This window comes from Clostridium tertium, from assembly GCF_017873245.1.
Lineage (GTDB): Bacteria > Bacillota > Clostridia > Clostridiales > Clostridiaceae > Clostridium > Clostridium tertium.
In genome coordinates, this window is the sequence record NZ_JAGGJY010000001.1 from 51,677 (window position 1) to 66,142 (window position 14,466).

15 protein-coding genes and 1 tRNA gene are annotated in these 14,466 nt (G+C 26.5%); 13 read left to right on the forward strand and 3 right to left on the reverse strand.

Features of this window, described 5'->3' with window-relative positions:
* Positions 1–58: 58 nt before the first annotated feature.
* From J2Z25_RS00270 to fliB, 3 genes are all read left to right on the forward strand, one after another.
* Positions 59–1,615 (forward strand): ABC-F family ATP-binding cassette domain-containing protein, encoded by a 1,557-nt coding sequence (locus J2Z25_RS00270; protein ID WP_142691010.1) that lies wholly within the window; start codon positions 59–61, stop codon positions 1,613–1,615.
* 107 nt (positions 1,616–1,722) lie between these two features.
* Positions 1,723–2,067, forward strand: a complete 345-nt coding sequence (locus J2Z25_RS00275; protein ID WP_209737480.1) for an Imm50 family immunity protein — start codon at positions 1,723–1,725, stop codon at positions 2,065–2,067.
* A gap of 367 nt (positions 2,068–2,434) precedes the next feature.
* Positions 2,435–3,655 carry a flagellin lysine-N-methylase gene (fliB, locus tag J2Z25_RS00280; RefSeq protein WP_209737482.1) on the forward strand — a complete coding sequence of 407 codons (1,221 nt, stop codon included), beginning with the start codon at positions 2,435–2,437 and terminating at the stop codon, positions 3,653–3,655.
* A gap of 428 nt (positions 3,656–4,083) precedes the next feature.
* On the opposite strand, the gene J2Z25_RS00285 is transcribed toward fliB, so the two are convergent.
* A tRNA-Met gene (locus J2Z25_RS00285) sits at positions 4,084–4,159 on the reverse strand.
* Positions 4,160–4,577: 418 nt separating this feature from the next.
* Here J2Z25_RS00285 and J2Z25_RS00290 point away from each other — a divergent pair.
* From J2Z25_RS00290 to J2Z25_RS00320, 7 genes are all read left to right on the forward strand, one after another.
* Positions 4,578–5,363, forward strand: coding sequence for a molecular chaperone DnaJ (locus J2Z25_RS00290; RefSeq protein WP_209737484.1), 786 nt, complete (start codon positions 4,578–4,580; stop codon positions 5,361–5,363).
* 295 nt (positions 5,364–5,658) lie between these two features.
* Complete coding sequence (gene codB / locus J2Z25_RS00295; protein ID WP_209737486.1) at positions 5,659–6,909, forward strand: cytosine permease; 1,251 nt, start codon at positions 5,659–5,661, stop codon at positions 6,907–6,909.
* A 12-nt stretch (positions 6,910–6,921) separates the two neighbouring features.
* The gene (locus tag J2Z25_RS00300) at positions 6,922–8,187 is read left to right on the forward strand and encodes a cytosine deaminase (RefSeq protein WP_209737488.1); all 1,266 of its coding nucleotides are present in this window, start codon (positions 6,922–6,924) and stop codon (positions 8,185–8,187) included.
* Between the two features lie 124 nt (positions 8,188–8,311).
* Entirely contained in the window at positions 8,312–9,073 is a 762-nt protein-coding gene (locus J2Z25_RS00305; protein WP_209737490.1) for a GNAT family N-acetyltransferase, read from the forward strand.
* A gap of 153 nt (positions 9,074–9,226) precedes the next feature.
* Positions 9,227–9,841 (forward strand): TraR/DksA C4-type zinc finger protein, encoded by a 615-nt coding sequence (locus tag J2Z25_RS00310; protein ID WP_209737492.1) that lies wholly within the window; start codon positions 9,227–9,229, stop codon positions 9,839–9,841.
* Positions 9,842–10,190: 349 nt separating this feature from the next.
* Positions 10,191–11,180 (forward strand): hypothetical protein, encoded by a 990-nt coding sequence (locus tag J2Z25_RS00315; RefSeq protein WP_209737494.1) that lies wholly within the window; start codon positions 10,191–10,193, stop codon positions 11,178–11,180.
* 17 nt (positions 11,181–11,197) lie between these two features.
* Positions 11,198–11,455: a helix-turn-helix domain-containing protein gene (locus J2Z25_RS00320; RefSeq protein WP_008677909.1), complete on the forward strand. Its 258-nt coding sequence runs from the start codon at positions 11,198–11,200 to the stop codon at positions 11,453–11,455.
* 63 nt (positions 11,456–11,518) lie between these two features.
* Here J2Z25_RS00320 and J2Z25_RS00325 read toward each other — a convergent pair whose 3' ends face one another.
* Positions 11,519–11,761, reverse strand: a complete 243-nt coding sequence (locus J2Z25_RS00325; protein WP_209737496.1) for a DUF6241 domain-containing protein — start codon at positions 11,759–11,761, stop codon at positions 11,519–11,521.
* 461 nt (positions 11,762–12,222) lie between these two features.
* Between J2Z25_RS00325 and J2Z25_RS00330 the strand changes: the two genes are divergently transcribed.
* The 3 genes from J2Z25_RS00330 to J2Z25_RS00340 all read left to right on the forward strand — a co-directional run bounded on the left by J2Z25_RS00330 (position 12,223) and on the right by J2Z25_RS00340 (position 13,905).
* Positions 12,223–12,363: a hypothetical protein gene (locus tag J2Z25_RS00330; protein ID WP_209737498.1), complete on the forward strand. Its 141-nt coding sequence runs from the start codon at positions 12,223–12,225 to the stop codon at positions 12,361–12,363.
* Positions 12,364–12,505: 142 nt separating this feature from the next.
* The gene (locus J2Z25_RS00335; protein ID WP_008677919.1) at positions 12,506–12,856 is read left to right on the forward strand and encodes a DUF2500 domain-containing protein; all 351 of its coding nucleotides are present in this window, start codon (positions 12,506–12,508) and stop codon (positions 12,854–12,856) included.
* A 248-nt stretch (positions 12,857–13,104) separates the two neighbouring features.
* Positions 13,105–13,905 (forward strand): MurR/RpiR family transcriptional regulator, encoded by an 801-nt coding sequence (locus tag J2Z25_RS00340; protein ID WP_176494789.1) that lies wholly within the window; start codon positions 13,105–13,107, stop codon positions 13,903–13,905.
* Positions 13,906–13,962: 57 nt separating this feature from the next.
* Here the strand turns inward: J2Z25_RS00340 and J2Z25_RS00345 are convergent, their stop codons facing one another.
* On the reverse strand, positions 13,963–14,412 hold the full coding sequence (locus J2Z25_RS00345; protein WP_209737501.1) for a NanQ anomerase/TabA/YiaL family protein: 450 nt from the start codon (positions 14,410–14,412) through the stop codon (positions 13,963–13,965).
* Positions 14,413–14,466 lie beyond the last annotated feature (54 nt).

Consider the following 14,466-nt stretch of genomic DNA (forward strand, 5'->3'; position numbering starts at 1 on the left):
AATGAAGAAGTAAAAATTATTAATTTTAAAATAGACTTAGTAACCAGGAGGATAATTAATGAGCGTTTTAACAGTTAAAGATATGAGTCATGGCTTTGGAGATAGAGCTATTTTTGAAGATGTATCCTTTAGATTATTAAAGGGGGAGCACGTTGGTTTAATTGGAGCTAATGGTGAAGGAAAATCAACATTTATGAATATAGTTACAGATAAACTTATGCCTGATGAAGGAAAGGTTATTTGGTCAAATAATGTTAGAGTTGGGTATATGGATCAACATGCAGCTTTAGTAAAAGGGCAAAGCATAAGAGATGCGCTAAGAGATGCATTTAAATATTTATTTGATTTGGAAACAGAAATGAATTCTCTTTATGAAAAAATGGGAGACTGTACTCCAGAAGAACTAGAAAAGATGCTTGAAAGAACAGCAGTAATTCAAGATTTACTAGATCATAATGGATTTTACATAATAGATGCAAAAGTAGAGGAAGTAGCAAAAGGTCTTGGACTTTTAGATTTAGGTTTAGATAAAGATGTTGATGATTTATCAGGTGGACAAAGAACAAAAATCTTACTTGGAAAGTTATTACTTCAAAATCCAGATATATTACTTTTAGATGAGCCTACAAACTATCTAGATGAAGAGCATATAGAATGGTTAAAGAGATATTTAAATAACTATGAAAATGCTTTTATACTAATTTCTCATGATATACCATTTTTAAATTCAGTAGTTAATTTAATTTATCATGTTGAAGAAAGAAAATTAACAAGATATGTTGGTGACTATTATGAGTTTAAGAGACTATATGATGAAAATAAAAAGAGATTAGAAGCAGCATATGAAAAGCAACAAAAAGAAATAGCTAGACTAGAAGATTTCGTTGCAAGAAATAAAGCAAATGTTGCTACTGCTAATATGGCTAAATCAAGACAAAAGAAACTTGATAAAATGGAAGTAATAGAACTTTCAAAAGAAAAACCAAAACCAGAATTCAACTTTAAAGTAGCAAGAACATCAGGAAAAATTATATTTGAAACTAAAGATTTAGTAATAGGTTACGATTCACCTCTTACAAAGCCATTAAATCTTTATATGGAAAGAGGACAAAAAATAGCTTTAGTAGGAGCAAATGGACTTGGTAAATCTACATTATTAAAAAGCTTGCTTGGAAAAGTTCAACCTTTAAGTGGAGAAGTTCACTTAGGTGATTATCAACATATAGGTTACTTTGAACAAGAAGATAGAAGTGGAAATACAAACACATGTATAGAAGAAGTGTGGCAAGAGTTCCCAAGTAAAACACAATATGAAATAAGAGCTGCTCTTGCTAAGTGTGGTTTAACAACAAAACAATTAGAATCAAAGATAATGGTATTATCAGGTGGAGAAGCTGCAAAGGTTAGATTATGTAAAATATTAAATACAGAAACTAATATATTAATCCTTGACGAGCCTACAAACCACTTAGATGTAGATGCAAAAGATGAATTAAAAAGAGCACTAAAAGAATATAAAGGCTCAATTTTACTTGTATCACATGAACCTGAGTTTTATAGAGATGTTGTAACTGAGATATGGAATTGTGAGGATTGGACGCTGAAAATTATATAGTAGTTCCATAAATAAAGAGTTAGCGTTTAGCTAACTCTTTATTGAATCCTAATATTGGAAATGATAAACTTAAGTAGTAAAGTTTGAAAAATAGGAGTACTAGTATAATGAAGGAAATTAAAGGGTATAAAGAGATAGAACAGCTTTTTGGATATTTTCCAACATTTCATGATGATATAATAGAAAAAATAGAAATATGTAACGATAAACTATTTATGATTATAAGAATGGAAACAAAGCCAAAAACCATTAGTAGTGTTGTAAGAATAGAATTCACTTTAGAAAATGTATTTGAAATTAGACTTGAAGGTAATGGATATTTAACTGAATCAATTATATTTGAAATAGAAATAAAAGCATATGATTTTTACACACAAATTATTGTGGATTCAAGCACAGGTTTAATTGGAAATATTAAGGCAGAAAAAGTTAAAATTAAAGCATTATACTAGAGAAACGAGATAGAATTTTACAGATAATGAGTTTGTCATAAAGGTATGATGGAGCGACAACTAAAATAGTATAATAGTTTATTTTAGTACTATTGACTTTAGGATTATAAAGAGTAAGCTGTAACCAAATTAAACAATTAAATTTTATATTTGGACATGAGAACTTGCTCATATAAAGATACAAGAATTATTTCTTACTTTAGAAGATATGGAATATATTTTTAATGGGACAATACATTGGTTTCGGAGGAATAATATTGTTAATATATCTAGAAAATGGGGTATATCTGACAAATTTAAAATTCTATAGTAAAATAAATGTATAATAGGACAATTTAAGTGATTTATTTGAAAAGGAAGTTATACTATGGAAAAAAATATAAAAATGAGATACCCGAGATATTTTAAAGAATTTAAGTGTATAGGTGGAAACTGCGAAGATAGCTGTTGTATTGGTTGGGATATAGATATAGATAAGGTTACTTTTAAACAATATTATAAAATTCAAGATAAAGAAATGAAAAGAATGTTTCAAAAAAATGTTCATAACAATGATTTTTGTACAAGTTGTGATGTAGATTATGGAAAAGTAAAGTTAAAAGCTGATAAAAGGTGTCCTTTTCTAGATAAAGAAAATTATTGTATTATTTATTCTAAAATTGGAGAAGAATATCTTTCAAATGTTTGTACATCTTTTCCTAGAATAATTAATAAAATAGACGGTTATTATGAAATGTCCCTTGATGTAGCCTGTCCTGAAGCTGCAAGAATTCTTTTATTAAAGGAAGAGGGAATTAAGTTTAAAGAAAGTGAAGAAAACTTAGGTAAACATATAATATCAAGTGAGATTGATACTAAATCTAAAAGATATAATAAGTCACCAATAAAGTATTTTAAAGAAATTAGAGATCTTAGTATTAAGATAGTACAAAACAGAAAATTAAATTTAAGTAAAAGGCTTTATATATTAGGTGATTTTATATATGCATTAGAGGACGAGATTAAAGAGAATTATAGTAATGTACCTAAATTTATTGAAAAATATGATATAAATTTAGTTAATGATAATTATGAAGAAAATAAATTAAATTATCTTATTCAAATTAATTTTTTTAAAAAAATGTTAAAGTTTTTAAATGTATCTAAAAATGTGGATAGTTTTTCTTTTAAAGAATATACAAAGCAAATTATATCTGGATTCAAGCTTGATGAAAATGCTGAAGTAAGTGAATATTCAGAAGTATACATAAAAGCATTTGAAGATTATAATGAAAATTTCATTAATAATAATAGCTATATTTTTGAAAATTATTTAGTAAATTTCATATATAATAATATTTTTCCATTTTCTGAATCAGAATCATTATTTGATGGATATATTATGCTTTTAACAAGATATTCATTTATCAGGTTTTATTTGGTTGGGAAATATATATACAATAAACAGGAGTCTAAAGAAAGTATGGTTGAATTCATCCAAGCTTTCTCTAAAACTATAGAACATCATAAAAGCTATTTAATTGATTCATTAGAGTATATAAAAGAAAATGAATTTGATAATATGGAATTTGCTAAAATACTTTTATAATAAAATAATCGGTAGTACTTTTTTAATTGAATTTGAGTTTAATAAAATAGTGATTTTATAGTTTAAAGTTATAATTTAATTGGGGTTTTATGGAATGAACGTACCTCAAATAAGATTAATAGACTAAGTTACTTGGTTAAGATTGTTTTTTGAATCAAACTAATATTAATTGCTAAATCTATGGTGTAGAAGTTACAGCTTTATTTATTTGTGAGCAAATTATGAAACATAAACGGGTAGATTACATAATAGAACTATTAAATAATAAAAAATAAGATGTTTATAAAAAATTTGATATATAATAAATAAGAAAAGCCTAGTGTTTCATAACTAGGCTTTTTTTCAATACTTATTTGATTACTTTATTTTCTAAGTTACTACATCTATATTTTATACAACAAAAAAATCTTACAGTAAGAGTAAGATTTTGGTTGCGGGAGCAGGACTTGAACCTACGACCTTTGGGTTATGAGCCCAACGAGCTACCAACTGCTCCATCCCGCGATATTAAGTTTATATATTTGCTTGGCTAACTTATGTTATTAGTATATGCTTAATAAAACTTAATGTCAAAGGAAGATAACATCATATTGTGGCATATGATGATAAGAAGTGGCTTAGCATTCCAGATAATATCAAATGCTAAGGAATAAGAAAATATTAATTTAAGGTTTAATATATCTAAGAATAGTATTATGTAGAGAAGGTATAGCTTAAATAATTTTATTAGAATTTGATAATACTGATACTTCAAAAGAAAATTTATTATTAAGCTAGAGTAAATGAGTTATATGGATAGGTAGTCCTAAAATTGAAAGTTTAAATAGGACAAAATTACCTTTTTATTCATTTATAAATATTGTTATAATAAATGTTAAATAAAAGATGTAGATATAGTTGATATATAGTATGGAGAAGAGATATGGAACAATATAAGATTTTAGGTGTAGATGAAAATGCATCAATGGAAGAAATAAAAATAGCATATGAAAATAAAGTAAATAAATTAAAAGAAGAAATTAGGGATGAAAGAAGAGCAAAAGCTTTTATAAAGGTATTTGATAAAGCTTATGAGGAAATAAAGCTGGAAAGAGAAAAAAATAAATATAAAGAAAATCTAGTTAATGATTATGATAAAAACAGTCTAAATGATATTTCTCAAAGTAATTTTAAGAGAGACAGTTGGGATGATTATAATAATTTTCACTATGATGATGAAAAAGAAGAAACTAAGAAGAAAAGTAAAAGATCATCTCCTAATAATTCATCAGTGAAGAAGCAAAAAAGTGATAAAAAGAAACCTTCAAAAGATAGAAATAATGAAAGTAATAAAGAAAACACTAAAAGAGATAATGCTAAAAAAGTTGTAAATAGGCAAAAAGGCGAAGCATATACAGTAACTAAAGTAATTCAAATATTGATAAAAATAATAGCATTGCCTGTAATAGCTATATTATCCATAATAATATTTTTATGTAAGGTAATAAATTTAATTTCTTGGATTGCAACTAAAATCATAATAATAGGAGCGATAGCAGTTGCATCTATACATGGGTATCAAGTTTATATTGGACAACCTATGTATTATGAGATATTTGCATTATGTGCTGTGGCATTTGTAGTTTCTTTATTTTTACCAAGTATATTAAAGATAGTTCCATCAATATTAGGTAAAATAAATGATAAATTAAAAGATTTTGTTTTTTAATATAAAAGTTTAATTTAGTATAAATTTAATTTAAAAATGTATTTATTACCATAAGAAATATGTTGACATATTTCAATAAATCAATATATAATTTTCTCAAGAAAACTAGTCCTTTAAATTTAGTCCAGAGAGACTAATAAGGTCGGATATAATACCGCAGAGATTAATTAGATAATATAGATTTGATTTATATATCTAATTTTAAGTGTTAACGACCTTTCTAAATAATAGAGAGGTCGTTTTTTATTAAATATAAGTACTGGTTTTCCTTAAATACAAATTTAGGGGGATACAAATGGAACAAAAGATAGTATTAGAAGAAGTTATTAATGAAAATCATGATTATGAGTTAGATCATGTGCACAAAAAAGATAAAAAAGGATTCTTTTCAATGTTTGTGGTTATGCTTGGATTTACATTTTTTTCAGCAAGTATGCTGACAGGTGGAAATTTAGGTACAGGCTTGCCGTTAAAGGATTTCTTTATAGCAGTGCTTATAGGAAATTTAATACTTGCATGTTACACAGGATTACTAGCATATATAGGGGCAGATACAGGACTTTCAATGCACTTGCTAGCTAGGTATTCTTTTGGTGAAAAGGGATCATATTTAGCATCTTTTATAACTAGTATTACACAAATAGGTTGGTTTGGCGTTGGAATAGCAATGTTTGCAATACCAGTTGCAAATAGATTTAATGTAAATTTATACTTATTAGTTGGGATCACAGGAATATTAATGACAGCAACAGCTTACTTTGGAATGAAATCCCTAACTATTTTAAGTGCAATAGCAGTACCAGCAATAGCTATATTAGGTAGTACTTCAGCAGTAATGGCCGCGAATTCAGCAGGTGGAGTTCAAGGATTAATGAATATAGAGCCAAGTAGTAAAATGGCGCTAGTAACAGCAGTAACATTATGTGTGGGATCATTTATAAGTGGAGGAACAGCTACACCAGATTTTGCAAGATTCTCAAAAAATAAAAAAGTAGCAGTATCAACAACTGTAATAGCATTCTTTATAGGAAATTCATTAATGTTCTTATTTGGAGCAATAGGGGCAATGGTTACAGGTAACTCAGATATAGCAGATGTAATGTTCTCACAAGGTTTAATTATACCAGCTATACTAGTTTTAGGATTAAATATATGGACAACTAATGATAATGCAATATATACAGCAGGACTTGGGCTTTCAAATATAACTAAATTACCTAAAAAGAAGCTGGTAATTATTAGTGGTTTAATAGGAACAGTAGGAGCAGTGTGGTTAAATAATAACTTTACAGCATTCTTAACTTTCTTAAATTCAATGTTACCTCCAGTAGGTGGGATAATAATAGCTGATTACTTCTTTGTAAAGAAAAGAAAGTATGATAATATTAAAAAAGTAAAATTCCAAGATATAAACTGGGTAGCTATAGTAGCATTCTTAGCAGGATTTATAGTTGCAAATGTTGTACAAGTAGGAGTTATAGCATTAAATGCAATAATAACAACAATGTTAGTTTATGTAATAGGAACAAAAATAACTAATAAATAAGGTGATGATAATATGTTAATTAAAAAAGTAAGACTTTTAGATAGAGAAGGATTATTTGACATAAGAATAGTAGATGGAAAATTTACAGAAATAGATGAAAATCTACAAGTATTAGAAAATGAAGAAGTGATAGAAGGAAATGGTGCATTAGCTTCAGCTCCTTTTATAGAGCCACATATTCACTTAGATACTACGCTTACAGCAGGAGAGCCAGAGTGGAATAAAAGTGGAACTCTTTTTGAAGGAATTGAAAGATGGTCTCAAAGAAAAGAATTTTTAACTAAAGAAGATGTTAAAGAAAGAGCTAAAAAAGCTATAGAATGGCAAGTAGCTAATGGAATTCAATTTATAAGAACACATGTTGATGTTACTGATGATAGCTTAGTTGCATTAAAAGCAATGTTAGAAGTAAGGGAAGAAGTTAAAGATTATGTTACATTACAAATAGTAGCTTTTCCACAAGAAGGGATACTTTCATATCCAAATGGATTAGAACTAGTGGAAGAAGCTATAAAATTAGGCGCAGATGTAATTGGAGCTATACCTCACTTTGAGTTTACAAGAGAATATGGAGTAGAATCTATTAATAAAATTTTTGAATTAGCTAAAAAATACGATGTATTAGTAGATGTTCATTGTGATGAAATAGATGATGAACAATCAAGATTTTTAGAAGTAGTTGCTGCAAGAGCTTTAGAAACAGGTTTGAAGAATAAGGTAACAGCTAGCCACACTACAGCTATGGGATCATATAATAATGCATATACATATAAGTTATTTAGATTATTAAAGATGTCAGGAATAAATTTTGTTTCAAATCCTCTAGTAAACACTCATCTTCAAGGAAGATTTGATACATATCCAAAGAGAAGAGGAATTACAAGAGTAAAGGAACTTAATGAAGCAGGAATAAATGTATGTTTTGGGCACGATGACATATTTGATCCATGGTATCCAATGGGAACAGGAAATATGTTAGAAGTAGTACACTTTGGATTACATGTATGCCAAATGATGGGCTATGATGATATAAATGAATCATTAAAGTTTATATCAACTAATAGTGCAAGAACTTTAAATATTGAAGATAAATATGGAATAGAAATAGGTAAGCTAGGCAACTTAATTTTACTAAATGCTGAAAATGGTTATGATGCTGTTAGAAGAAGAGCAGAAGTTCTATATTCTATAAGAGAAGGGAAAGTTATTGCTAAGACTATGCCTAGTAAATCATTTATAAATATGAGTGAAGAAAAAGAAATTAATTTTAAAAAATAATATTTACTAAATATTATATAATTTAGTTATATAAAGAATATTAAGAGCTAGCATAAAGTTAGCTCTTTTTTATTGTTGTAAATTTATCAAAATAATATAATTAATAGAAAGGGGAGGTGATTTCATGGGAAAAGATATTTTAATAAAGGTAAAAGATCAGTTAGCAAAAGATTATAATTGCACCATTGAGGATTTTAATAATCAAAATACTTTAATTACAGATAAGAAAATAATAGAAGGCAGTAGAAAGTATAATGATGAAGAAGAAATTTTAAAGATCCTTATATTTAATGGAAAAGCAATAATATCTGCAGATAAATGTATTAAAGAGTGGTGTATTAAAAATCTATCTAGGTTTCCAGGAGCATGGATGTTTTTATACTCAAATTTAAGAAAAATAGATAAAAAGCTAAATGAATTTGGTTATGAAATAGATAATACACACCATTATTATTTACCAAAAGACAAAGGGTTTACAAACAAAAATAATATTAAATTAAAATGGTATGAAAAAGATAAAATATTGCAATTTAGAGATGATGATAGATTTAATGAAGCTTTTGCTTTTAATAAAAATTATCCAGATGTATTAGCAGTTGCTGCAGTAGATGATGAAGACAATATTTTAGGGATGGCAGGAGCAAGTGAGGATTCTAAAATTATGTGGCAAATTGGAATTAATGTATTAGAAAATGAAAAAGGAAAAGGAATTGCTAGTTTTATTGTACAAGCTTTGAAAAATGAAACATTAAATAGAGGCAAAGTACCTTTTTATGGAACTGTTGAATCTCACATAATTTCACAGAAAGTTGCACTGAAATCTGGTTTTTATCCAGCTTTTGCAGAAGTAAAGATTAGAAAAATTATTAAGAATGATAATAAGTAAGTTTAATAGTTTAGCACCTGAATTATCTGTAATTTATGTTGAGACATAAAAATAATTTTATATAAGTATATTAGAAATTCCATTTGTAAGAGGGATTAAAAATTGTCTTTTTGGAAGAATATAAATAAGCATTACTTTTGAAAGGATGATTATATGAATAAAGAAGAATTAACATATTATAAAAATAAACTTAACAAAGAAAAAAAGAGAATTATAGATCTCATTAATCAATTAGATGATAATGGAGTGACTAGATTTAATGCAGAGGTTGCAAGTGAATTATCATTTTATGATAATCATCCATCTGATATAGCTAGTGAAACTTTTGAAGTTGAGAAAGGTAGAGCACTTGAAGCAAATGAAAGAGCACTTCTTGATAAGATAGATGATGCTGTAAGAGCTATAGATGAAGGAAGTTACGGTAAATGTCAAAAATGTGGAAAAGAAATTGATAAAGAAAGGTTAGATTTTCTGCCATATGCGTTAAATTGTATTGAATGCGAAGATGTGGTTAGTACAATAAAAACTTATAACTCTAATCAAAGAGTAGTAGAAGAAAGTGTAATTGGAAATCCATTTGGACATAAATCAAGATATGGTGATAAAGATGAAATAGGGTTTGATGAAGAAGATAGTTATCAATCTGTTGGAAGATTTAATGAAATAAGAAATGAGCCACAATATGAATATGATTATGATGACGAAAATTATGTTGAAGAAATCGAAAAAATAAGTAATGAGCAATATAAGAATCAATTACCTGATTAAATTTTATTAAAACTACTAAAATATCAAGTTTCTGCATATATAATAGATATAGAAAATTTTATATAGAAGTATTTTAAAGTATTGATTTTACTAATTTTCAAAGGATATAACGAAATGTGATACCCTTTGAAAAAATAAAAAAATATATTAATCAAAAGTAGCTAACTTTCATAACAGAGGGTTAGTTACTTTTTTTATTGAAAAATAAATGATTACTTATTCGAAATATATTTACAATTAGGCATTGTAGTAGTATGATTAAATCATAAGTAGTAAGTGGTAAGTAATAAGTGAATTTCATATAATTTGCTTATTATAAGACGAAAATTAGGGTAAAGAAGGTATTTATATGAGAGATTTTAAATTATCACAAAGTTATTCAATTATTGCATTAAATGCACAAGATAGTATTCATATGACAACAATAAAAAAAATATCACTCCATTGTATTGCAGCATCTGTTATTCTAGAATCTTATTTGAATGGAGATTTTATAGAGGTTAATGATAAACTATCCTTAAAAAAATCATATCTTGAAAATCCTAATATCACTTTATATCAGGAAGCAGTTTTTAAACCACTTTTTAATAAGAAGGAAATTATAGAGGAAGATTTGAATTGGTGGTTATCAAAAGCATCCAATCTATCTAATAAACATTTGAAAAATCTTGAAGTTTCTATGACAGATTCTTTAAAAGGGTATGATTATATGGAGGAAATATCAAGCCTATTAGGATGTGACATGTTTTATAAAACAGCTGGATTATCATTAAGGGAATATAGAAGTAATATGGAGGAATATTCTAGAGTAGTTGAATTTCTTAGAGCTGAAGTTCTAGAAGATGGAGTTTTAAGTGATGAAAATATGTTTATGCTGTGGCTTCTTAGAGAAAGTGGATGTATACAAGATATTTTTTCTAAGGGAGATTTGGAAATAGTAGATAAAAGGATGCATAATTTAATCATAAATAATAAGATTTCAAAGAAACTATATAATATTCACATTTATCATGGAATTGAAATGGCTGTAAAGGGATTTTTAAATATGAAGAAAAATGCAATTAAAACTCCAACAGGAACAGGGATAAATTTTATATTTCCTGTTATTGAACGTTCTCAATCCATTTTTATTGATACAGAAGAGTGGTTTCCTAACGCGTCTCAAAGATTAGATGAAGTTAGAAAAAGATTAGAAGAAAATGGCCATAATTATACTATTATACGTGAAGGAGCAGTGCCTTTAATTAAAGTAGATAATATTATTTATGAAGCTGTACCAGAAGCTACTCAAGGAAGAATACCGATTCATGGGGTACGTCTTAGAAGATATCCTATTTAAAGGAGTTGTAAAATTTAATGTCTAGACAAAGATCTATGGAAAAAATACTAGAATCAGAGTATGTATCGATTGGAGAACTTGTTAGGATTACTAACTCTAGATATAGTACACTTAAATATTATACTGAGGAAGGTATGATACCTTTTGAGCAAGAAGAAGAGAATTTAACAAGAAGATTTTTACGCGAACATGCAGTTAAAAGGATTGAAGAAATTAAGGAATTAAAAAATAAAGGATATAGCATTCCAGAAATTAAAGAGTTATTAATTAAATAAATAAAAAATAGTACAAGGTTGTGTAGCTTGTACTATTTTTATAAATAAATGTATAAAGATGTTCTATTCTTTTACAGAAGTTGCTTTTCCGATAGTTCCACCAAGCTTTTTCCAAAAGTAATTATGTTCTTCTACAGCATTTGAAAAATCGTTATTTTCCCATCTAGTAAGAACTTCTAACATATAATCTTTATCCTCATAATCTACTTTTTCTATTAGCCTTTTTAAGGATACAATATATTCAGGGTCCATAGATATTCTGCCCCAAATTTGATTATCTTCTGCAATTATTTTTGTGTTACTCATTCTGTGAAGTATGTCATAAATTTTTTCAACAGGATAATATTCATCTTCCTTTATTTCATTATTTTCTTCCTTTGAAATTTCTTCATTTATTTTTTCAATTTCAGATATATTTGATTTAGCGCTTATGTTACCAGATGAACGTTCTTTATAATAAAAAAATGATGATACAGCTATGATAACTAAAAGTACAATAATTATTATGGTAATAATAGCTTTATTTTTAAATAATTTAGATATATTAATAACCTCCTTAAATAGAATTTATATTTATTATAATCCATAATTTGTATAATTTAAATATACATATATATAAATAATAAAGAAATAAATAAAAAGTTATATAATATATTAAATATATGTAAATTAAAATTATTTTTAACCAATAAATTATTATATGTGTATATAATAATTTATTATGAAAATAAATACTTATAATTTAATAAGTTATAGGAGGGAATCTATTGAAAAATAATGAAAATAAACTTTGCCCTATTTGTGGCGAAGTTATGAAGGAATTTGATTATGCATATGATAATAATCAATATGGAAAGAAATATTATAAATGTGAAGAATGCGGCCATAAAGAAAACACAATGGATTAATTTTGATACCACTAGAATGCAAAGTACTAGTGGTATTTTACTACCTTACAATAAGCATTAATGATAGGTTTATGTTGTATATACTTAAATAATTTTATACAATTATAGTAATAAAAGTATAAAACAGGAGGAGTTATTTATCATGTATGGATTTAATTTGTTTTCATTTATTTTCCCACTATTTTTTATAGCTTTTTTTTGCCTTTTTATATTTACAATAGTTAAGAATGTAAAAGAATGGAGTAATAATAATAAACAACCAATTATACCAGTTGAAGCATTGATTGTATCTAAAAGAGCGTCAGTATCGCATCATAATCATCACGATTCTATGTCAACATCTTCTACAAAATATTATGTAACCTTTGAATTTTCTAACGGAGAAAGAATTGAATTGAAATTATCAGGAAGGGAATATGGATTATTAGCAGAAGGGGATAGAGGAATCCTTTCATTTCAAGGAAGTAGGTTTATAAGTTTTGAAAGAAAATAATATATTAAATACAGTAATAATATAGAGGATTTGATATAAATATATATTTTTTATAATAGGATAACTTGAAAATTTATAGATATATAGAACTAAAAATACAATATTGAGTTATAAAATAGAAAGTTATATAATGTATATTAAATTAATAAGTAGCTAATATATAAATTTTGGGAATAATTAGTAATGAGAATATTAATTGTTTTATAATAATATAAAAGGAAAGTGGTGTTATTATCAGGTATATAGCAATGATAGAATCTTGTTATCCATCATTAAGTAAATCTGAGAGAAAGGTTGCAGATTATATTTTACAAGAAAAAGGTAATATAATTTATGAAACACTTCTAGAGATATCTAAAAAGATTAAGGTGGGAGAAGCAACTATATTAAGATTTGTAAGAAAGATAGGATTTAGTGGATTTCAGGATTTAAAGCTTCAAATAGCAAAAGATGACGAGCCTGTGAATGAAACATATCATGAAAATTATATAGACTCTATTGCAGCCAATATGACAAATACGATTCAAAATACAAAAAATGTATTAGATTCCAATCAATTAAGGATGGCAATTGAATTCATTCAAAGTTCTAATAGATTATTCTTTTATGGTGTAGGGGCATCGGGTTTAGCTGCATATGAAGCACAAAGTAGATTTATAAGAATGGGGAAAACAGGTCTTTCTATTACAGATAGTCATTTTCAACTTATGTATTCATCTGTTTGTGATGAAAATGATGTAATAATTGCACTTAGTTTATCAGGATATACTAAAGATATAATAGAATCTTTAAAGGTAGCTAAAAAGCAAAAAGCAAAAATTATAGCGATAACAAATTATGCACTATCACCTGTTGCACAAATAGCAGATTGTGTTTTATTAACAGCAGGAAAGGAAAATTTGTTAGATGGTGGATCACTAATAAGCAAAATATCACAGCTTTATATAATAGATTTATTGTGTACAGGTTATGCTTTACTAAATAAAGAAAGTATATTAAGCTTGAAAGAAAAAACAGCTGAGTTACTAATTGATAAATCTGCAACATAAAAAGCATATTTTAGGTCTATATAGGCTTAAAATATGCTTTTTATTTTTATAATAATTTTAAACTAGAACTTTACAAACTATTTTTTCTATAGTTTCATCATTAATTGAAATTTTAGGCATATGAATGTCCTCAGGAAAAGTTATTACAAAGTCACCAACTTTTAGGTCTATATAATTTTTTATAGGTCCTTCAAATTTTATAAAGTCACTTTCTAAGTCGTATTTGGATACCTGATTTAGTTCTGAAATATCGGAATAACCTAATTTTTCTTTACCGTTTAGGATAATGTGTATGTCTAAATAATTTTTATGACCTTCAAAAAAACAATCAAATTCTTTTTGACCAATATAGTTAAATCGATTAATAAATATATTTTCATTATCAATATAATTTTTGCCAAGCTTTAAGTCATATAGATTGGCAGAGTATATGTAGTCAATAGCTTTGTCCAAATTTTGGTTTAATCCCTTATAACGGTTTAAATCTTTTAACTTTCCAACTATCATAAATTCACCCTCATCTTTATAATATTTTCATTATCATTATACAATAATTTATTA